This window comes from Pseudomonas sp. R3.Fl, from assembly GCF_023516765.1.
GTDB lineage: Bacteria > Pseudomonadota > Gammaproteobacteria > Pseudomonadales > Pseudomonadaceae > Pseudomonas > Pseudomonas citronellolis.
This window is the reverse complement of record NZ_JAMGSO010000001.1, coordinates 3,437,627-3,456,283: the sequence shown is the minus strand read 5'-3', so window position 1 is coordinate 3,456,283 and position 18,657 is coordinate 3,437,627. Positions and strand designations below refer to the sequence as shown.

The window sequence follows — 18,657 nt, the reverse complement described above, 5'->3', positions numbered from 1 at the left end:
CGCTACTCCTTGTCGACTCGCCGCAGGTCGGCATCCACCATCATGTGAATCAGATTCTCGAGGCTGGTACGCGGGCTCCAGCCCAGCACCCGCTCGGCCTTGGCCGGGTTGCCCAGGAGCACGTCGACCTCCGCGGGGCGGAAGAAGGCCTGATCGACCACCACGTGGTCCTGGTACTTCAGGCCGACGTAGTCGAAGGCGATGCGGCACATTTCCCGCACCGTGGTGGTCACGCCAGTTGCCACCACATAGTCATCGGGCTTTTCCTGCTGCAGCATCAGCCACATGGCCTCGACGTAGTCGCCAGCGAAACCCCAGTCGCGCTTGGCATCGATGTTGCCTAGGCGCAACTCCTTCTGTTTGCCGAGCTTGATCCGCGCCACGGCATCGGTGACCTTGCGGGTCACGAACTCGATGCCACGCAGCGGCGATTCGTGGTTGAAGAGGATGCCGCTGGAGGTGTGCAGGCCGAAGCTCTCGCGGTAGTTCACCGTGATCCAGTGGCCGTACAGCTTGGCCACGCCATAGGGGCTGCGCGGGTAGAAGGGCGTGTTCTCGTCCTGCCGCTCGGCCTGGATCAGGCCGAACATCTCGCTGGTGGAGGCCTGGTAGAAGCGCGTCTGCGGACTGAACTGGCGGATCGCCTCGAGCAGGTGGGTAACCCCCAGGCCGTCGACCACGGCGGTGGTGATCGGCTGGTCCCATGAGCTGCCGACGAAGCTTTGCGCCGCCAGGTTGTAGATTTCATCCGGCTTGGCCTTGATGACCGCGCGCTGGATGGACGAGGCATCAGCCATATCGCCATCCAGATAGACCAACTCCGATTCGATGTCCAGCTCGCGCAAACGCCAGCGGGTATCGGAGCTACGCCGGGCCACCAGGCCGTGCACGCGGTATCCCTTTTCGAGCAGCAGTTTTGCCAGGTAGGCACCGTCCTGGCCCGTCACTCCCGTGATGAGTGCGTTTCTTGTCATTGTCGCTACACCCGTGATGCCCAGTCCGACAGGATCGCCGTCAGGGTCTGATTTATCGTTATGTCCGGCTTCCAGCCGGTCGCCTCGTGCAGCTTGGAATGACTGCCGCATACTCGGCGTTGTTCCGCACGGCGCATGCGTGCGGGGTCCTGCACCAGTTCGATCTCCACCTGGGCGAGATCGGCCAGTTGCTGGATCAGGTCGCGAATCCGCCGTTCTTCACCGGAGCAGACGTTGTAGACCTGTCCGGGCCGGCCTCGTTCAAGCAAGGCGAAGTAGGCCGACACCACATCGCGGACATCCAGGAAGTCGCGACTGACGTCGATGTCGCCAACCAGCAGCCGAGGCTCCTGCAGGCCTGCACGAATCAGAGCGATCTGTCGCGCAGCACTGGCGATGACGAAGCTCTCTTTCTGCCCGCTGCCCACGTGATTGAAGGGCCGCGCGACCATCACTCGCCAGCCTTCGGTCATGCCCCACTGCAAGCAGAGCTGTTCGGCCGCCAGCTTGCTGACGGCGTAGGGGTTGCGAGGCGCAGGCAGAAGGTCTTCGCGGATGGGAAGACGTGCTTCGTCCACCTGACCATAGATGTCCCCGGAACTGACGTAGAGGAAGTCCCCGGAGAAATCGAGGGCCTTGAGCGCCTGCAGCAGGTTGAGGGTGCCCAGGAGATTGACCTGCAGCGTACCCGCGGGATCGCGAAACGCTTCCGGGACGAAGGTCTGCCCGGCGAGATGGATGACGGCATCCGGCCGCTGACTGTAACCGGCACGCACCGCTTCCGGATCGGTGAGGTCGGGGCGTTCGGGCACCTCGAGCAGTTCCCACACGCTCTCGTGCTGATCAAGCCAGGTTCGGATGTGGTGTCCGACGAATCCCGTGAGGCCGGTGACCAATAGGCGCTTTCTCAAGAGAACCCCTTGTCATGAGCACCCAGGGAACATCCGGCAGGTGCTACGAGCTGGAAAGGTGCCTGCAGAAGTCGCGAAAATGATGCGATTAGGATTCTTCTGCTGTTGTACTTGTCTCGTTAACCTGTAGTAAATGAATGACAAATTCAACCTAAAGCTGAGTGACCGGTCGGTTCTGCTTCAATTTTTCATACATGGTACTTAAGCACTTTTCGAAGCCGGCTGCGCTGTGTTTAGAATGCGGCCGCCAGCGCTTGCAACCTGCCCAGCCCGACAACCCGGTCGTCGATCTGGACAGAAGCCCCACCCCGGCCGCCAGGGTGGTAACAAGAACAATACACAGGCAACGGCCTGTGAGGCGCTGCCGGCAGCGCCTTCGCAGTGTTGTAGGACCGTATGGACTTCATCCTGTTTTCGGATATTGGCGAGAGCACCATCGACAGCAGTCTCGGCACTCCCGAGTACAGCTATTTCTTCGTTCTCAAGGCCTATCTGCCGGTTCTGCAGGCGCTTGGCGAAGTGCATCGCCCGCAGAGCCTGCAGGAACTGGAAGCCACCGCCCATCGGCTGCGCACGGCCGGGCGTGATTGCCTGGCACTGTTCTTCGGCCCACCGCACAAGGCTCCGCTTTCCCTCGCCTGCCCCATCCTCTGCGTCATCGCCTGGGAATACGACAGCATCCCCAACGAAACCTGGAACGATGATCCGCGCTCGGACTGGCGCTACGTGCTCAGCCGGCATGGCGGGGCGATCAGCCTGTCGTCGCACACTGCCCGGGCGATCCGCGCCTCGATGGGCGAGGGCTTCCCGGTGATTCCCCTGCCGACACCGCTCTGGGAGACCTATGCCAGCCTCGGCGGACAAGCGCCGGCCAACGCCATCATCGAGCCGACGAAACTGCAGATTCGTGGCTGCATCCTCGATACCCGCCTGCTGGGCCTGTCTGCCGACGGACTCATCGCACCGATACATGATATTCCCGCCACCGCAGACGAGCCCATCGAGCCCATTATCGAAGCCGTGCCGGCACTCACCTGGCAACGGCGCGCGCTGATCACCCGGCATTACCTCCTGATGTGGTATCGCGAGGCCGTGCGCGACCTCGTGCCTGCCGCATTGCGCCGGGGCCTGAGCCGACTGCTGCGGCGCCCCAGCCCGCCAGCGCCGGCCGAGCCGCCCGCGGCATCCTCCACAGCCGTGATCGAGGAGCATCCCCAGGCGCAGTTGCCGGATACCTCACAGCTGGTCGAGGTCCAAGTGGAAGGCGTGGTCTACGTTTCGGTATTCAACCCTGCGGATGGGCGCAAGAACTGGGAGAACCTGGTCACGGCTTTCTGCTGGGCGTTCCGCGACACTGCAGACGCGACCCTGGTACTCAAGATCACCCAGAAGGACCTGGCCAGCTACTACGTGCACATGCTGACCCTGTTGTCGCAGCTGGCCCCCTTCGCTTGCCGTGTTGTAGTCATGCACGGCTTCCTCGACGACAAACAATTCCAGCGCCTGCGCGAGGCCACCAGCTACTACGTCAATGCCTCGCGCTGCGAAGGCCTGTGCCTTCCGCTGATGGAGTTCCTGGCCTGCGGCAAGCCGGCCATAGCCCCGGCGCACACCGCGATGGAGGACTACGTCGACGGCGACCTGGCCTTCGTCGTCCCCGCTTGCCGCGAACATGCCGTATGGCCCCAGGACACCCGCCTGAGCTACCGGACCGTACGCTACCGTCCGGACTGGGGCGCACTGAAGCAGGCCTACCTGGACAGCCACGAGATTGCCCGGCAGGCACCGGAGCGTTATCAGGCGATGTCCGCAGCGGCACGCCAGCGGATGCGCGAATTCGCCGGCGAGGAGCGTTTCGCGAACGAACTGGGAGAGTTCCTCGGCACCTTCCTGGGCACCGGTAGGCTGGACAAAGCCGTCGCGGGAGACGCGGCATGCTGATCCTCATCCATTCGGAAACCAACCGCAGCAACATCCGCGAGAACCTCGGCAAGCCCGAGTACAGCTATTACTTCGTGCTCAAGGAGTTCCGCCCGTTACTCGAGCGCCTGGGGCAAGTAATGGAAATCAGCGACCCGGACGACCTCGTCGATCGGATCTACGCCGACTGCCAGCGCCGCGGCGAGGAGTGCATCTTCCTATCCTTCTCGCCACCGCACCGCACCCCCATTCATTACCGTTGCCCGACCATCCCGGTGTTCGCCTGGGAGTTCAGCGTCATCCCTTACGAAAGCTGGTACGGCGAACCTCGCCACGACTGGCGCCTGGTGTTCGACCGGCTGGGGGCGGCCATCACCCATTCCAGCTTCACCGTCGACTCGGTACGCCAGTCCATGGGCCCGGACTTCCCGGTGGTGAGCATCCCCGCCCCGGTCTGGAACCGCTTCGCCGCCCTGGCGGCCCGTCTGCAACGCAGGCCGGTGGCCGAGCAACTGGAATTGCAGGTCGACGGCCTGGTGATCGACAGCCGTGTGGACGACGTGGGCGGCTATGCCCCCGAACCCCATCGCGATGCGCCACGCATTGACTTCGAGGCCTCGCGCGAAAGGCAGAAACTGCGCCTGGACGGGGTGATCTACACCTCGGTGTTCAACCCCTACGACGGCCGCAAGAACTGGATCGACATGCTCGGCGCCTTCTGCTGGGCCTTCCGCGATTGTGAAGACGCCACCCTGGTACTCAAGCTCACCCACCACTGCATCGACGATGCGCTGGCGGACATGCTCCACCACCTCTACAAGCTCAGGCCCTACCGTTGCCGCTTCGTGCTGATCCACGGCTACCTCGAGGATGCCGACTACGAACGCCTGGTGGAGGCCACCAGCTACGTGGTCAATACCTCCTACGGCGAGGGGCAGTGCCTGCCGCTGATGGAGTTCATGTCCTGCGGCAAGCCGGCCATAGCCCCGCGCAATACGGCGATGCTCGATTACATCGACAGCGACAATGCCTTCGTGGTGGATTGCACCGAGGAACTCACTGCCTGGCCCCATGACCCGCGGGCGGCCTACCGTACCCTGCGCTACATCACCAACTGGGACTCGCTGCTTGCGGCCTACCAGGAAAGCTACCGGGTGGCGAAGGAAGACCCCCAGCGCTATGCGCACATGAGCGAGGCCGCAGTGAACGCCCTGCAGGCGTTCTGCAGCCTGGAACAGGCGCAGGCCCGGCTGTCCGCCTTCCTCGCTGCCCTGCAGGCTCGCAGGGCGATAACGGGCGATGAGCTATGCGCAAGTCTGTGACCATGGCATTGCCATGCCGATCATCTGCTCGCCCCGGACAGGGCCAGCCGGCAATGGCGGAGGGTGTGTCATGCATCGGTTACCGATGACGGACCGCCAGGGCCACACTCCCGGCCGGCGTATCCAGGACATCGAGTTGTTGCGGGCGCTCGCCGTGGTCAGCGTGGTCGTGCACCATGCCCATGGCAATCTGTTCCACTGGCCCACGCCGCTGTTGGATGCCTTCTTCCGGCGCTTCGAGCTGTGGTGGGGCGTCGATCTGTTCTTCGCCATTTCCGGCTTCGTCATCGCCCGGGACCTGATTCCCCGCCTGCAGGGCTGCAACGGTATCGCCGAGTTCTGGCGCAACAGCGTGCAGTTCTGGGTCAGGCGCGCCTTCCGCCTTTTACCCTCGGCCTGGCTCTGGCTGCTGCTGATGCTGCTGGCTTGCCGCTTCCTGAACGAATCGGGCGCCTTCGGTACCTTGTCCGCCAACCTCGCCGCAACACTCGCGGGGATACTGCAATACGCGAACTTCCGTTTCGCCGACAGCTTCTTCCGCTACGAGTATGGCGTCAGCTTCGTCTACTGGAGCCTGTCGCTGGAGGAGCAGTTCTATCTCCTGCTGCCGCTGCTGATATTCGTCTCGCGCCGCTTCCTGCCCTGGATCCTGGTAGGGGTGATAGCCGCCCAGTTCTTCGTCTGGCGCACACCGTTGCTGATGGTGCTGCGTACCGACGCGCTGGCCTGGGGCGTACTTCTGGCCCTGGCCAGCCACAGGCCCTTCTATGCACGCCTGGAGCCGACCTGGCTGTTGCGCTGGCGCCCCCTGGGGCTGATCCTGGCGGCACTGCTGGTGCTGGGGTTGACGCGGGTGTCCACCGAGCAGCACCTCTGGTCCGTCTGGCGTATCGGGGTGATCGCCCTGTTCAGCGCGGCCCTGGTCTGGCTGGCCTCCTATGATCGCGGCTACCTGGCCCTTCCCGCGCCCCTGCAACGCCTTGGCCTCTGGCTGGGCAGCCGCTCCTACGGCATCTACCTCATCCATATCCCGGCATTCTTCCTGACCCGGGAAGTTGCCTTCCGTCTGTATGGCGACAGCGCCCTGGACGGCACCCATACCCTGCTGTTCCTGGCCCTGGCTACCGGCACCATCGTCCTTTGCAGCGAAGCGAACTACCGCTATATCGAGTTGCCGCTCAGAACCCGTGGCGCCGCCATTGCCCGGCGTTTCTCGACCGAAACGCGACATGCCGCAGGAGACGTCCGCAATGAGGCAGCCTAGCCTTAGCCGCGCTCCCTTCGTGTATCCCGGACACGCAGATACATCCCGCATATCTCTGTTCGGAAAGCTCCTGGAGAACTGGCCATGCTGAACCGGCTGAAGAACTTCCTGACCACCCCAGCCACTCCGCCTGCGATTGAAGACCCCGGCAGCCCCCCGGAACCGCGCGTCGACCCGTACATGCTCGGCCTCAAGGATGCAGCCCTGAGCGGCTGGTTCGACCAGCAGAACGGCGAGCTCTACCGAGGTTTTCCCGTGGGCCCCGAGGACACCGTGCTGGATGTCGGTTGCGGCAACGGCGGCAATGTGCACTTCTGCGCCATGCGTGGCGCGCGCATCATCGTGGCCGACATCGACGCCGAAAAGATCGAGGCCACCCGTCAGCGCCTGCAGGAAAGCGCGGCCCGCAGCGTCGAGTGTCTGGTCACCGACAGCGCTCCACTGCCGATTCCGGATGCCTCCGTCAGCCGCGTGGTCAGCACCGAAGTCATCGAGCACGTGGATGACCCCCGAGCCTTCCTCGCCGAGTTGGTCCGCGTGGGGCAGCCCGGCGCCCTCTACCTGCTTTCCGCCCCCCATCCCTCCTCGGAGGAGCTCCAGCGGGGCTTCGCCGCCGACGATTATTTCCGCAAACCCAACCACGTGCGGGTGATCGACGAGCAGCAGTTCAGGGACTGGGTGACGGAAGCGGGCCTGGAAGTCGTCAGCCATGGCCAATACGGCTTCTACTGGTCATTGTGGATGCTGTTCTTCTGGGAAGCCGGCGTCGGGTTCGAGAATCCAGATCATCCACTGCTGCACAACTGGACCAGGACCTGGGACGTCCTGCTCGATTCGCCCCGCGGCGCCGCCATCAAGGAAGCGCTGGACCAGGTAGTCGCCAAGAGCCAGGTGATAGTGGCACGCAAGCCATGATGCAAGCGCCTCACCGCCGACAGGGAATGTGAAGGATGAGAAGCCCGGCATTATCGAGCAAGCGGAATCTTGGCCTGGAATGGCTGTGGAGCCCTGCGCGTCGCAGCATCGCCTACGCTCTGCCGTTGCTCATGGCCGTGGCCCTGGTGCTGTATCTGTATCCGGGTACCTTCCTGGCCGGACACGGCAGGTTCTTCGAGGGCGGCGATGCGGCCTCGCATGTGTCGGGATGGCTGTTCTTCGAACAGGACCACTGGCATTTACCGCTGCTGAAGACGGATCGCCTCAACTATCCCGACGGCATCAGCATCGCCTTCACCGACAGCATCCCGCTGCTGGCCCTGCCACTCAAGCTGTTCGCCGGGGTGTTGCCCGCGGGCTTCCACTACTTCGGCCTGTGGCACGCCATCTGCTACCTGCTGCAGGCAGCCGCAGCGGTCTTCGTGATTCGCTCACTGGGCATCCGGCATCTGCCAGGCGCCCTGCTCGCGGCAGGCTTCGCACTGATCTGGCCAGCCCTGACGCACCGCCTGGGGCATACCGCACTCATGACCCAGGGCCTGCTCCTGCTGGCCCTGGGCACCTATCTGAGGGGCCATTCGAGAACATGGTCCATCCGCCGAACCTGCACGGCATTCATCGCGATCACCGCCAGCGCCCTGCTGGTCCACCCCTACCTGCTCGCCATGAGCTATCCGCTCCTGCTCGTCTATCTGGTGAGCCAGTGGAGAGTGGGAAGCCTGGACCTGAAACGCGCCTGCCTCTGGCTCGCAGGCTCGCTCGCGGTGCTGTTCGCCATCCTCCTGACGGGCGGCTATCTCATCGGCAAGGGTGCCACCGCCGGCGGCTTCGGCATCTATTCGCTGAACCTGCTCTCGCCTTTCTGCGGTGGCCTGCTATGTCCCAGCCACTACGCGACCCCGGGCCAGGACGAAGGCTTCAACTACCTGGGCGCGGGCGTGCTGCTGTTGCTGGCCACCAGCATGCTGCTGGAACCACGGGCGTTCCTCAACGCCGCGACACGCCATCGCTACCTGCTGCTGGCCTTGCTGGCCCTGACTCTCTACGCGGCCAGCAACAAAGTGTTCGTTGGCCAGCATGAGTTGCTGGACATCCACCTGCCCCGCTTCGCCGAAGCGCTGGCCGGCATCTTCCGGGTGAGCGGCCGTTTCTTCTGGCTGGTGGGCTACAGCATCCTGTTCTTCGTCCTGGCCATACTGCTGCGCCGTCGCAGCTTCGCGCTGTTGCTGCTGATGACCGGGGCGCTGGCATTACAGTGGTACGACACCCGCCCGCTACGCGACCGTGTCCTGTCCCAGACGCGCCTCCCCACCACCGTCGACATCGCGCCCTGGCGTACGGCGCTGGCCGGCTTCGAGGAAATTGACGTCTATCCCGCCTATGGCTGCAGCCTCCCACCCACCACGGACGACGACTACGTGCGCTACCAGTACCTGGCGGCGCAACTGGGCCTTCGGATCAATACCGGCTATACCGCCCGCGCCGCGACGGACTGCACGAAAAAGAACAGGCTGGTCGAGGGGCCCGCACTGCCCGGCCATCTGTACGTGAAGCTGGGGCACCTGCACAACCCGCTGGATCTACCGCCGCTGTTCCGCACTGCGCTCAATGCCGGGCGCTGCATGCTCGACAGCCAGCATCTCATCTGCATGAACACCCGGCCCACGCAAAGCTGGGCTACCGTGGCGGCACCGCTGGACAGGCGGAATTCAGACCTCAGGATACGCTGGAAGGCTGAACAACTGCCCAGCCTGATCGGCCAACTGCGCAACGGGCGCCTGGTCCCGCGCCAGCCGGGCGAGGCGGGATATCTCAGCTATGGCCCCTACATCGCCCTGAGCGAAGGCGTCTATTCGTACCGGATCAACTACCTGAGCGAAGCTGACGAGGCCACGACCGTCGGTACCTGGGATATCGTCGGGCAAGACGCTGGCGGGCACTTCGTCGCCCTCTCCAGCGGTCCGTTGGCCGGCACCCACGGCGAACTCCGGTCGACCGCCGGGATGGTGGCCTTGAAGGCCCCACTGCAGAAAGTCGAGTTGCGCCTGTTGAGCAATGGCGCAGACCTGCAACTCTCCGATCTGGAGATTTCTTCGGACCCGCCCACGCCACAAACCGCCCAGCGTGCGGCCGATTGAGGCCGCGCCTGCCATGTCCCGAATAACAAGAGCGACACGAGCCACGGACGAAACGACATGACCAGTGAACTCCACGCTGCGCCCCGGCAGAGCCTCATCCACCGCCCGCAGCTCGACACGCCGCTGGCATTGTCGCTGGTGGTGCCCGTCTACAACGAGGCAGAGACCGTTGCGCTGTTCGTCGAGCGCGTCGAGCAGGTGTTCGCCGATCCTGATGCCGTGCGAGTGGAATACGTCTTCGTCAACGACGGCAGCGAGGACGATACGCTCGATGTACTCCTGCTGCTGCAACGACGCATCGCACGGATCAGGATCGTCGACCTGAGCCGCAATTTCGGCAAGGAAGCGGCCCTGAGTGCCGGTCTGCGTTGCGCCACGGGCCAGGTGGTAGTGCCGATCGACGTCGATCTCCAGGACCCGCCCGAGCTGATCCCGACCATGATCGAACACTGGCGGGAAGGCTATGACGTGGTGCTCGGGCATCGCATCGATCGCGCCTCCGACTCCTGGGCCAAACGGGCGTCGGCCAACTGGTTCTATCGCATCCACAACAAGATCGCCGATCCGGCGATTCCCGAGAACGTCGGCGACTTCCGCCTGATGGACCGCCAGGTCGTGGATGCGCTGAATGACCTGCCCGAGTCCCGGCGTTTCATGAAGGGCCTGTTCGCCTGGGTCGGGTTCCGTACCACCCATATCGACTACAGCCGCCCGGAAAGAGTGGCCGGAACCAGCAAGTTCAATGGCTGGCGCCTGTGGAACTTCGCCCTCGAAGGCATCACCAGTTTCAGCACCGATCCCCTGAAGATCTGGACCTACCTCGGCATCGCCGTGTCCTTGAGCGCCTTCCTGTTCGCCATGCTGATCGTCCTCAAGGTGGTGATCTTCGGCATCGACGTGCCTGGCTATGCCTCGCTGATGGTCGCCGTGACCTTCCTCGGCGGCCTGCAGCTCATCGGCATCGGGGTGCTGGGCGAGTATCTCGGCCGCACCTACCTGGAATCCAAGCGCAGGCCCGTGTATCTCGTCCGGCGCATCTACGAAGCAGAGGACTGAGCATGGACCTCAAGGAAACCGACATCCTGGGCGAGCACATCGCCGACCACTGGTATTACCGATCCAAGCGGGCCGCCGTACAGCAGTTTCTCGGTGACATACGCCCCTCGAGCATCCTAGACGTGGGCGCCGGCTCCGGCTTCTTCTCCCGCGCCCTGCTGGCCGAAGGTAGCGCCGGCGAAGCCTGGTGCGTGGACATCAGCTACCCGGCGGACTCCGATGCCAGCGAGGCTGGGAAGCCGATCCGCTTCCGTCGCTCGGTGGACCGCCTGGACTCCGACCTGGTGCTGCTGATGGATGTCCTGGAGCATGTCGACGACGATGTCGGCCTGCTTCGCCACTACGTCGAGAAGGTGCCCCACGGTGCGCACTTCCTGATTTCCGTACCGGCCTTCCAGTTCCTCTGGAGCGATCACGATGTATTCCTCGAGCACAAGCGTCGCTACCGGCTCACCGATATCGAACGGGTCGCAGAGCAGGCCGGGCTCGAGGTGCTGAAAGGCGCCTACTACTTTGGCGGCGTGTTCCCGATAGCCGCCACCCTGCGCCTGCTCGAGCGGCTCCGGGGTGGTGCCGCGCGCCAGCCCAGGTCGCAGCTCAAACGACACAACGGTGTGGTCAACGCCGCCCTGCAGGCCGTATCCATGGCAGAGCTGCCGGTACTGCGCTTCAATCGTGTCGCCGGTTTGACAGCATTCTGCCTGGCTCGGCGCCCATGACCCACGACGAGAGCCTGCCCGTGCGCCGCCCACTTCGCAGCCGCCTGCTGAAGGAGATGCTGCTCGCCGCCCGCTTCGGTGTCGTCGGCATAGGCGCCACCGCACTGCACATCGGCATCGTCTGGCTGCTGCTATCCCATACGACATGGCCGGCGCTGCTCGCCAACCTGGTCGCCTTCCTCTGTGCGTTCGGCCTGTCGTTCTCCGGCAACTACATCTGGACCTTTTCCGCACCGGGCTCGCCGCGCAGGGCGATGCGCCGCTTCTTCCTGATTTCCCTGAGTGCCTTCCTGGTCAACAGCGGCTTGCTGGCTGCTCTGCTGGCCGCCGGCTGGCTTTCGCCGCGCCTGTCCGCCATCGCGTCGGCCGCCGTGGTACCGGGCATCACCTTCCTGGCCAGCCGACTCTGGGGGTTCAGACACTAGCCATGGAACGGACATTGAAAACCGCCGGAACCAACCTCGCGATGCGCACCTCAACCGATTCGCGTCATTCGCTGTGGATCCCCGTACTGCTGGCCTGCCTGCTGTTCCTGGCCCTCGGGGGCCAGTCCATTCTGTTGCCATCGAACACCGGCTGGCTGATGCGTGGCTTCTTCGACCCACCGACCAATCTGCTGGGGTGGGAGTTCTTCCGTGAAACCCCCTTGCTGCAATTCCCGCTGGGCGCCAATCCACGCTATGGCATGGAACAGGGAAGCTCCATCGTCTTCTCCGACTCGCTGCCACTGTTCGCCCTGCCATTCAAACTGATCGGCCCGCTGCTGCCCGACAGCTTCCAGTACTTCGGCCTGTGGGTGCTGACCTGCATGGTGCTGCAGGGGGTATTCGGCTACCTGACGCTATCGCGCTTCGTCGAAGACCGGCGTCAGCTGTGCCTGGGCACCGGCCTGCTGTTACTGCTGCCACCCTACCTGATGCGCTTCTCGATCCACCTCGCGCTGGGTGGCCAGTGGCTGCTCATGGCTGGGCTGTATCTCTATTTCGACAAGGCCTACCGGGCGCGCTTCTGGTTGGTGCTGCTGGCGGCCGCCACCCTGACCCACGCCTACCTGCTGATCATGCTCGGCGCGATCTGGGGCGCCGATCTGCTGCAACGCCTGCTGCGACGCGAAGCAAGTCTTGCCAGATGCATCGTGCGCGGGCTGACCGGTTGCGCCCTGGTCCTGACGACCATGTGGCTCCTGGGCTACTTCATGCTTGGCTCGTCGCCGGCAGCGACGGGCTCTTACGGGCGAATGAACCTGTTGTCGCTGATCGACTCCCGAGGGGCCTGGTCGCGGCTGCTGCCCGGACTACAGCTCCCCTTCATCGAAGGCGACGGTTTCGCCTACATGGGCGTGGGTATGCTGGGGCTGCTGGCCATCGCCTGCCTCCTGACAATCGGCCGCCGCGGGCAATGGAGCCACACGCGCATCTGGCCCCTGATCGTGATGAGCGTTCTCCTGCTGTTGGTATCGCTGACCAATACGGTGAGCATCGGCCACCATACCCTGGTCCAGTTCGAGATACCGGACTGGGCAGTGCGTCTGTACCAGATATTCCGCTCGCCGGGCCGGATGTTCTGGCCGGTGTTCTATCTGCTCAGCGTGACGACCATCGCCATCGTCTGCACTCGTACCCGGCCGCAGGTCGCCCTGGGCCTGCTCGCCATTGCCCTGGCCGCGCAGGTCTACGACCTGTCCAACGTGCTTGCCGGTACGCGCAATTACTTCCAAGGGCAATGGAACAATCCCCTGACCTCCAGGTTGTGGACCGAACTCGGTTCCCGCTACGACAAGGTGCTCTACATTGCGCCAACCAACCTTCCGCCGGACTTCATCCCCCTTTCGAACTTCGCCCTGCACCACGGCATGTCGATCAATGCCGCCAACTTCGCCAGGGTTGACACCGACGCCCAGGCAAGGACCCAGGCAGCCCTGGCAGCCCAGGTGCAGGCAGGTACCTACGACCCCAAGGCCCTCTACGTCTTCAATGATCTTGCGCTCTGGGACCAGGCATTGCAGTCACATGGTGCGGACGACGCGATGGGTGAACTCGATGGCATCAAACTGCTGCTCCCGGGCATGGGCCAATGCGAAGGCTGCCGGGATGCCGGCTTCGTGCCTCTGCGCTGGGGCTTCTGGCCGGCCGAACGTCTGCCCACGCTCATCGGCCAGCTGCGCGATGGCCGCCTGGTGGTCCAGCCCGGCATCTCGGGCTACCTGAGTTATGGTCCATACACCCACATTCCCCAGGGTAAGCTGCGCTACCGTGTCACCTACAGCGCCAGCAGTAGTCCGTCCCAGCCGGTGGGCAACTGGGACGTCGTCAGCAATGCGGCGACCCAGGTGACCACCCTGGCCCAGGGCCCGCTGATGGGGACCGAAGGCGAACCCAGGACGCTGGAGGGCATTCTCGATGTGGCAACGGCCAGTTCGAGCGCGGAAATCCGCATCTTCAGCAATGGAGCCAGCGAACTGGCGTTGATCAGCGTCGAACTCCTGCCTGAGCGCTAGGGAATATTCGCCCGCACAGTAAGGCGCCGGAACGGCATAACAGTGCCCCTGGCGGTCTAGACTGTGCCGGAATGATCGTCGGCGCTTGTGTCTGTTAGGGCCACGCCCGGGGCGTGCATCCTGTCCTTCCGTCGCCAGAAGGACAGCCACATGAACCGGGTTCTTGCTCCTTTCCGTTCGTCTGCCGGTTCGCGCCTGGACGCCCGAAGCCCGTGGCGAAAGGTCGCTGGTTGGATCGCCATGTACCTGCAAAACGCCCGCACCCGCCACCAGCTCGCCCAGCTCGGCGAACGCGAGTTGGCCGACGCCGGCATCGACCGTTGCCAGCGCGAGCGGGAACTTTCGAAACCTTTCTGGCGCTGAGCGGCTGGCCGCCAGGGGCGGGCTCCGCTAGTCTGCATCGGTAGCGCGCGGCAGCTTTGGCCGCGCGGTTTCATCTCGACTGGGAGTGTCCATCCATGAATCGTCTGCGCCTGCTTACCGCCGCCGCCCTGATCACCTGCGCCAGCGGCGCCTTCGCCAGCAGCTTCATCGTCACCACCGATGCGCTGGTCGGCGCCACCAAGGCCACCTCCGACGGTACCACCGACATCACCAATTCCTTCCGCGACGACAAGATCGTCCTGGACGCCCGCGACGATGCCGCCACCTTCGTCGCCACCCAGGGGCAGGTGCGCGGCGCGCACCTGGAAGCGGCGCTGCGGCACATCCGCGGCAAGCTGCCGAGCCTGGCCGCCAACGACCTGCAGCTGGCCCAGGCGATCCTGGTCATCTGACTTCCCCCTCGGCCCGGAGGCGCCTTTTCAGAGCGTCTACCGGGCCTGCAAGGCTGGCTCTTGCCGGCACATTCCGTTAGCCTTGTCGGCTGTGCTTTTCCGATCGCCATAGCCCATGCGCAGCCTGCTATTCCTGCTCACCGGCCTCTGCCTGGCCACCCCCGTGCTGGCCTTCGAACAGACCACCATGTTCGTCGCCGGCAGCAGCTACGTGACCAGCAAAGTCACCAGTACGCCTTTCGAGAACAAACTGCTCGGTGCCGCCCGCGATGATGCCGCCAGCTACATCGCCACCGACGGCCGGGTGCGCGGAGCGCGCCTGGAACAGGCGTTGCGCTGGCTGCGCAAACAGCATCCGGAGCTCGCGGCGAACGATCGGGAACTGGCCGAAGCCATTCTTGCCCAATAGTCAGTCGTGAGCAGCGCCCGCTGCCGTTTCGGAGACTCCCATGCGCCTCAGCTCGATCCCCAAGAGCCCCCTGATCCTCGGCCTGCTGCTGGCCGCCTGCGCCTCCAGCGCCCAGGCCCAGTCGGTCATCCGCCTGTTCAACATCACCACCAACGCCATCGGCCGCAGCGTGGACTTCACCTCCGACACCACCACCTCGATCCGCGACATGAAGATCGTCCGCGAGGCCCGCGACGACGCCGCCAGCTTCGTCGCCAGTGAAGGCGCCATCCGCGGCGCGCAGCTGGAAGCGGCGCTGAAGGTGGTCCGCGAGAAGGTGCCGGATGCGCGCGACGCCTCCGACCAGCAGTTGGCTGAAGCCATTCTCGCTCTGTGATCCCCCGCGGCCGCCGCGCTCTGGCGGCACTGGGCCTGCTCGTCGCCGCCGGCGCCCAGGCCGACCTGCGCCTTGAGCTGCTGCCCGACGGCCTCGCCCCGGCGCAGCACCAGGCCAGCCAGCAGCTGCTGGATGACGTCCGCCAGGCGCTGCCGCCACTCTTCGTCCAGGGCCTGGACCGCCGCGTCGAGGTGCAATGGCGCGACGACCTGCCGGGCAACGGCATGGGCCAGGCCCTGCGCCCCGGCGCCATCGCGCTGAACCGCAAGTACCTGGCCGCCCTCACCGACGGCAGCGCCGCCACTATCAAGACCGGCCGCAGCCACGGCACCCTGCGCCGCGAACTGCAGGCCACGGTGGTCCACGAGCTGACCCACCTGTACGACCGCGGCCGCCTCTGGCTGCCTGCCGAGGCCCGGCTGATCCAGCGTTGCACGCGCCAGCAGGACAGCATCGGACGCATCGGCGAGGGCGCCGAGTGCCGCGGCCAAGCCAACCGCCGCTTCACCCTCTCCGACGACCCGCGCCTGCTCGACCTCGCCGGCTGGCCGCAACTGGCCGGCAAGCGCGGCCAGCGCGAGCACGACAACCGCTTCGTCCTGCGCAGCCCGGACCGCTACGAGCTGAGCAACCCGCGCGAGTTCGTCGCGGTGAACATGGAGTACTTCGTCCTCGACCCCAGCTACGCCTGCCGTCGCCCGGCGCTGTACCGCTACTACGCCGAGCGCTTCGGCGAGCGCCCGCAGCGCCAGGCCTGCGCGCCGTCCTTCGCCTACCTCAATGCCGGCCGCGACTTCGGCCACCAGCCGCTGGGCAGGCTGGACCCGGAGCGCGTCTACGAGGTCGACTACTTGCTGGCCGAGGCCAACGACCAGTGGATGAGCCGCTGGGGCCACGCCATGCTGCGCCTGGTGGTCTGCGCCCCGGGCCGGCCGCGCGGCTCGGATTGCCGGCTGGACCTGGACCAGCACCTGGTGCTGTCCTACCGCGCCTTTGTCGGCGACCTGCAGCTGTCCAGCTGGGATGGCCTGACCGGCTCCTACCCGTCGCGGCTGTTCGTCCTGCCGCTGTCCCAGGTGATCGAGGAATACACCAAGATCGAGCTGCGCAGCCTGGCCTCGATCCCGCTCAAGCTCAATCGCCAGCAGATCGACGAGCTGGTGGAGCGGGCCATGCAGGTGCACTGGGGCTACGACGGCAACTACTACTTCATCTCCAACAACTGCGCGGTGGAAACCCTCAAGCTGCTGCGCAGCGGCGTCCCCGACCCGCGCCTGCAGGACCTCGACAGCATCACCCCCAACGGCGTGGTGCAGATCCTGGAGAACCGCGGCCTGGCCGACGCCAGCGTGCTCGACGATCCCAAGCGCGCGCTGCGCCTGGGCTACCGCTTCGACTCCTTCCGCGACCGCTACCAGGCGATGTTCGAGGTGCTGCGCCAGCGCCTGGACATTCCCCAGGCCAAGGTCGAGGACTGGCTGGCCCTGCCCGCCAGCGAGCGCCGCGCCTGGTTCGACAAGGCCGACCTGCGCGCCAGCGCCGCCATGCTGCTGCTGGAACAGGCTTCGCTGCGGCGCCAACTGCAACTGGCCCAGGACGAGCTGAAGCGCCTGTACCTGGGCCACCGCGACGACGCCCGCGCCGACCCCAAGATGGTGGCGGCGGGCAAGACGCTGCAGCAGATCCTCGACGACAGCGGCTTCCTCAGCCAACCGGCGGAGCTGCTGGACAGCGGCTACGGCCTGCCGCAGCCGGGCGAGTCGACGCGCCTGGAACAGCAGACCCAGGCCCGCCAGGCCCGCCTGCGCCAGCTCAGCGACAACCTCGACCAGGAGGTCCGCGCGCTGCTGGAGCCGCAACGCCGCGAGGAGTTGCAGGCGCTGGAGGCCAATCTCAAGCAGCTTGGTGCGCACCTGCGGGCGCTGCACAAGGCGGCGGGTGGGTTTGAGTTGCCTTGAGGGGCTGTTTCTGTAAGACCGACTGCGCCAAAGCGCTTTTCGTAGGATGGGTTGAGCTTGCGAAACCCATCGGAGCCTGGTGATGGGTATCGCTTCGCTCAACCCATCCTACGGGCTGCAGGGGAGCACGTTGTAGGAGCGAGCTTGCTCGCGAATGGAACGCTGCCTGATGGTTTCGGTGCGTGTCCTGAAGAGCACCCTCTCCCCAGCCCTCTCCCTTCAGGGAGAGGGCTGGGGAGAGGGTAAAGGCTCACTCGACGCACCCGAGCAACCGGGTGGCACCATTCGCGAGCAAGCTCGCTCCTACAACACCCACCACCCCAAACAAAAAACGCGCCCAAAGGCGCGTTTTTTTCACCAGCAGAAGACCCCCTCAGCGGCGCCCCTCCAGCTTGAAGTAGAAGACCTTGGTCGCCTGTCGCGCGACGATCCGGCCGCCGCTGATGCGCGGCTCGAAGCGCCAGGTGTCCATGGCCTGGCGCACGGCGTTGTCGAACATCCGCGGCGGCGAGGAGTCCAGCACCTGGATGTCGTCGATGCGGCCGTCGGCGGTGATGGTGAACAGCACCTTCACGTGGCCTTCGATGCCGCGGCGCTGGGCCATCAGCGGGTATTTCGGCGACTCCATGCGCAACGGCTTGATGTCGCTGTCGTTGAGGCTGCCGGTGGGCAGGCCGGCCGGGCCCTGGGTGCCGGTCGGGGCGGCCTGGGCGCCCGGGGTGCTCTGGCCCACGGTCGGCGCGGCCGGAGGCGGCGGCGGGGCGGGCGGCGTCGGCTCGGCCTGGGCTTCCTCGGCCGGCTCGGGTTCGGGCTTGGGTTTCGGCTTGGGCTTGGGTGCCTTCTTCGGCACCGCCTTTTCCACCGGCTTGGGCTTGGGTTTCGGCGGCTCTGGCTTGGGCGGCTCGACCACCGGCTCCGGCGGCGTGGGTTGCGGCGGCTGCGGCTCGGGCGCGGCGGCCGGCGGTTCTTTCACCGGTTCAGGCTTGGGCGGCAGTTGCACCACGCTGACCTGCATGGTCGGCACTTCGCCACGGCCGAGGTTGAGCTCGTCGGGGCTGGGCACGGCCCAGACCAGGCCGGCGACCACGGCCAGGTGCAGCACCACGGACAGCCCGGAAGACTTCCACCAGCCCGCCTGCTGGGGCGGCTGCTCCGCTTCTTCCACGCCCTCCACCGGCGCGGCGTAGGGGATCAGCAGTTCGGAGACGGGCACTTCCTCGTCGCGGCGGGCGCCGGAGCAGTCCACCAGACGCAGGTTGGCTTCATTGCCACGCTGGGCGCTGACGCAGGGCAGCGAGAGTCCTTCGTCGCTGTCGGAAGACGAAGGAAGTTCCGCGGCGGACGCGACGAGCGCGGAGCCCGCCGGCGAGCGCGATTGCGATGGCGCCATGGGAGAAGCCT

17 protein-coding genes are annotated in these 18,657 nt (G+C 65.3%); 14 read left to right on the top strand and 3 right to left on the bottom strand.

Annotated features, from left to right (window positions below; translation table 11 throughout):
- Positions 1-2: 2 nt before the first annotated feature.
- Both gmd and M8R19_RS15195 read right to left on the bottom strand, forming a co-directional pair.
- Positions 3-974 (bottom strand): GDP-mannose 4,6-dehydratase, encoded by a 972-nt coding sequence (gene gmd, locus M8R19_RS15200; RefSeq protein WP_249918212.1) that lies wholly within the window; start codon positions 972-974, stop codon positions 3-5.
- A gap of 5 nt (positions 975-979) precedes the next feature.
- Entirely contained in the window at positions 980-1,885 is a 906-nt protein-coding gene (locus M8R19_RS15195) for a GDP-mannose 4,6-dehydratase (protein WP_249918211.1), read from the bottom strand.
- A 396-nt stretch (positions 1,886-2,281) separates the two neighbouring features.
- Between M8R19_RS15195 and M8R19_RS15190 the strand changes: the two genes are divergently transcribed.
- From M8R19_RS15190 to M8R19_RS15125, 14 genes are all read left to right on the top strand, one after another.
- Positions 2,282-3,826 (top strand): glycosyltransferase, encoded by a 1,545-nt coding sequence (locus tag M8R19_RS15190; protein WP_249918210.1) that lies wholly within the window; start codon positions 2,282-2,284, stop codon positions 3,824-3,826.
- Positions 3,820-5,127: a glycosyltransferase gene (locus M8R19_RS15185; RefSeq protein ID WP_249918209.1), complete on the top strand. Its 1,308-nt coding sequence runs from the start codon at positions 3,820-3,822 to the stop codon at positions 5,125-5,127. Before M8R19_RS15190 ends, M8R19_RS15185 begins: the two co-directional genes overlap by 7 nt.
- Before the next feature lie 70 nt (positions 5,128-5,197).
- The gene (locus tag M8R19_RS15180) at positions 5,198-6,391 is read left to right on the top strand and encodes an acyltransferase family protein (RefSeq protein WP_249918208.1); all 1,194 of its coding nucleotides are present in this window, start codon (positions 5,198-5,200) and stop codon (positions 6,389-6,391) included.
- An 84-nt stretch (positions 6,392-6,475) separates the two neighbouring features.
- Positions 6,476-7,306: a class I SAM-dependent methyltransferase gene (locus tag M8R19_RS15175; RefSeq protein WP_249918207.1), complete on the top strand. Its 831-nt coding sequence runs from the start codon at positions 6,476-6,478 to the stop codon at positions 7,304-7,306.
- A 35-nt stretch (positions 7,307-7,341) separates the two neighbouring features.
- The gene (locus M8R19_RS15170; RefSeq protein WP_249918206.1) at positions 7,342-9,465 is read left to right on the top strand and encodes a DUF6311 domain-containing protein; all 2,124 of its coding nucleotides are present in this window, start codon (positions 7,342-7,344) and stop codon (positions 9,463-9,465) included.
- A gap of 57 nt (positions 9,466-9,522) precedes the next feature.
- A complete protein-coding gene (locus tag M8R19_RS15165; RefSeq protein WP_249918205.1) occupies positions 9,523-10,521 on the top strand; it encodes a glycosyltransferase family 2 protein in 999 nt (332 codons plus the stop codon).
- A 2-nt stretch (positions 10,522-10,523) separates the two neighbouring features.
- Positions 10,524-11,240: a class I SAM-dependent methyltransferase gene (locus tag M8R19_RS15160; RefSeq protein ID WP_249918204.1), complete on the top strand. Its 717-nt coding sequence runs from the start codon at positions 10,524-10,526 to the stop codon at positions 11,238-11,240.
- Entirely contained in the window at positions 11,237-11,665 is a 429-nt protein-coding gene (locus M8R19_RS15155) for a GtrA family protein (protein ID WP_249918203.1), read from the top strand. The genes M8R19_RS15160 and M8R19_RS15155 overlap by 4 nt, the downstream gene beginning before the upstream one ends.
- A 14-nt stretch (positions 11,666-11,679) precedes the next feature.
- On the top strand, positions 11,680-13,737 hold the full coding sequence (locus M8R19_RS15150; RefSeq protein WP_249918202.1) for a DUF6311 domain-containing protein: 2,058 nt from the start codon (positions 11,680-11,682) through the stop codon (positions 13,735-13,737).
- A gap of 150 nt (positions 13,738-13,887) precedes the next feature.
- Positions 13,888-14,100 carry a DUF1127 domain-containing protein gene (locus M8R19_RS33195; RefSeq protein ID WP_283939468.1) on the top strand — a complete coding sequence of 71 codons (213 nt, stop codon included), beginning with the start codon at positions 13,888-13,890 and terminating at the stop codon, positions 14,098-14,100.
- Between the two features lie 95 nt (positions 14,101-14,195).
- Complete coding sequence (locus M8R19_RS15140) at positions 14,196-14,513, top strand: DUF2388 domain-containing protein (protein ID WP_249918201.1); 318 nt, start codon at positions 14,196-14,198, stop codon at positions 14,511-14,513.
- A 115-nt stretch (positions 14,514-14,628) separates the two neighbouring features.
- Positions 14,629-14,922, top strand: coding sequence for a DUF2388 domain-containing protein (locus M8R19_RS15135; RefSeq protein ID WP_009614749.1), 294 nt, complete (start codon positions 14,629-14,631; stop codon positions 14,920-14,922).
- A gap of 40 nt (positions 14,923-14,962) precedes the next feature.
- The gene (locus M8R19_RS15130; RefSeq protein ID WP_009614751.1) at positions 14,963-15,298 is read left to right on the top strand and encodes a DUF2388 domain-containing protein; all 336 of its coding nucleotides are present in this window, start codon (positions 14,963-14,965) and stop codon (positions 15,296-15,298) included.
- Complete coding sequence (locus M8R19_RS15125; protein ID WP_249920183.1) at positions 15,298-17,256, top strand: DUF7844 domain-containing protein; 1,959 nt, start codon at positions 15,298-15,300, stop codon at positions 17,254-17,256. Before M8R19_RS15130 ends, M8R19_RS15125 begins: the two co-directional genes overlap by 1 nt.
- A 373-nt stretch (positions 17,257-17,629) precedes the next feature.
- Here the strand turns inward: M8R19_RS15125 and M8R19_RS15120 are convergent, their stop codons facing one another.
- Positions 17,630-18,646 (bottom strand): energy transducer TonB, encoded by a 1,017-nt coding sequence (locus M8R19_RS15120; protein WP_249918200.1) that lies wholly within the window; start codon positions 18,644-18,646, stop codon positions 17,630-17,632.
- Between the last annotated feature and the right edge of the window lie 11 nt (positions 18,647-18,657).

Bases quoted from the DNA above. Each gene is read 5' to 3' on its own strand.
- gmd (WP_249918212.1), bottom strand. From the start codon at position 974: ATGACAAGAAACGCACTCATCACGGGAGTGACGGGCCAGGACGGTGCC.
- M8R19_RS15190 (WP_249918210.1), top strand. From the start codon at position 2,282: ATGGACTTCATCCTGTTTTCGGATATTGGCGAGAGCACCATCGACAGC.
- M8R19_RS15185 (WP_249918209.1), top strand. From the start codon at position 3,820: ATGCTGATCCTCATCCATTCGGAAACCAACCGCAGCAACATCCGCGAG.
- M8R19_RS15180 (WP_249918208.1), top strand. From the start codon at position 5,198: ATGCATCGGTTACCGATGACGGACCGCCAGGGCCACACTCCCGGCCGG.
- M8R19_RS15175 (WP_249918207.1), top strand. From the start codon at position 6,476: ATGCTGAACCGGCTGAAGAACTTCCTGACCACCCCAGCCACTCCGCCT.
- M8R19_RS15170 (WP_249918206.1), top strand. From the start codon at position 7,342: ATGAGAAGCCCGGCATTATCGAGCAAGCGGAATCTTGGCCTGGAATGG.
- M8R19_RS15165 (WP_249918205.1), top strand. From the start codon at position 9,523: ATGACCAGTGAACTCCACGCTGCGCCCCGGCAGAGCCTCATCCACCGC.
- M8R19_RS15160 (WP_249918204.1), top strand. From the start codon at position 10,524: ATGGACCTCAAGGAAACCGACATCCTGGGCGAGCACATCGCCGACCAC.
- M8R19_RS15155 (WP_249918203.1), top strand. From the start codon at position 11,237: ATGACCCACGACGAGAGCCTGCCCGTGCGCCGCCCACTTCGCAGCCGC.
- M8R19_RS33195 (WP_283939468.1), top strand. From the start codon at position 13,888: ATGAACCGGGTTCTTGCTCCTTTCCGTTCGTCTGCCGGTTCGCGCCTG.
- M8R19_RS15140 (WP_249918201.1), top strand. From the start codon at position 14,196: ATGAATCGTCTGCGCCTGCTTACCGCCGCCGCCCTGATCACCTGCGCC.
- M8R19_RS15135 (WP_009614749.1), top strand. From the start codon at position 14,629: ATGCGCAGCCTGCTATTCCTGCTCACCGGCCTCTGCCTGGCCACCCCC.
- M8R19_RS15130 (WP_009614751.1), top strand. From the start codon at position 14,963: ATGCGCCTCAGCTCGATCCCCAAGAGCCCCCTGATCCTCGGCCTGCTG.
- M8R19_RS15120 (WP_249918200.1), bottom strand. From the start codon at position 18,646: ATGGCGCCATCGCAATCGCGCTCGCCGGCGGGCTCCGCGCTCGTCGCG.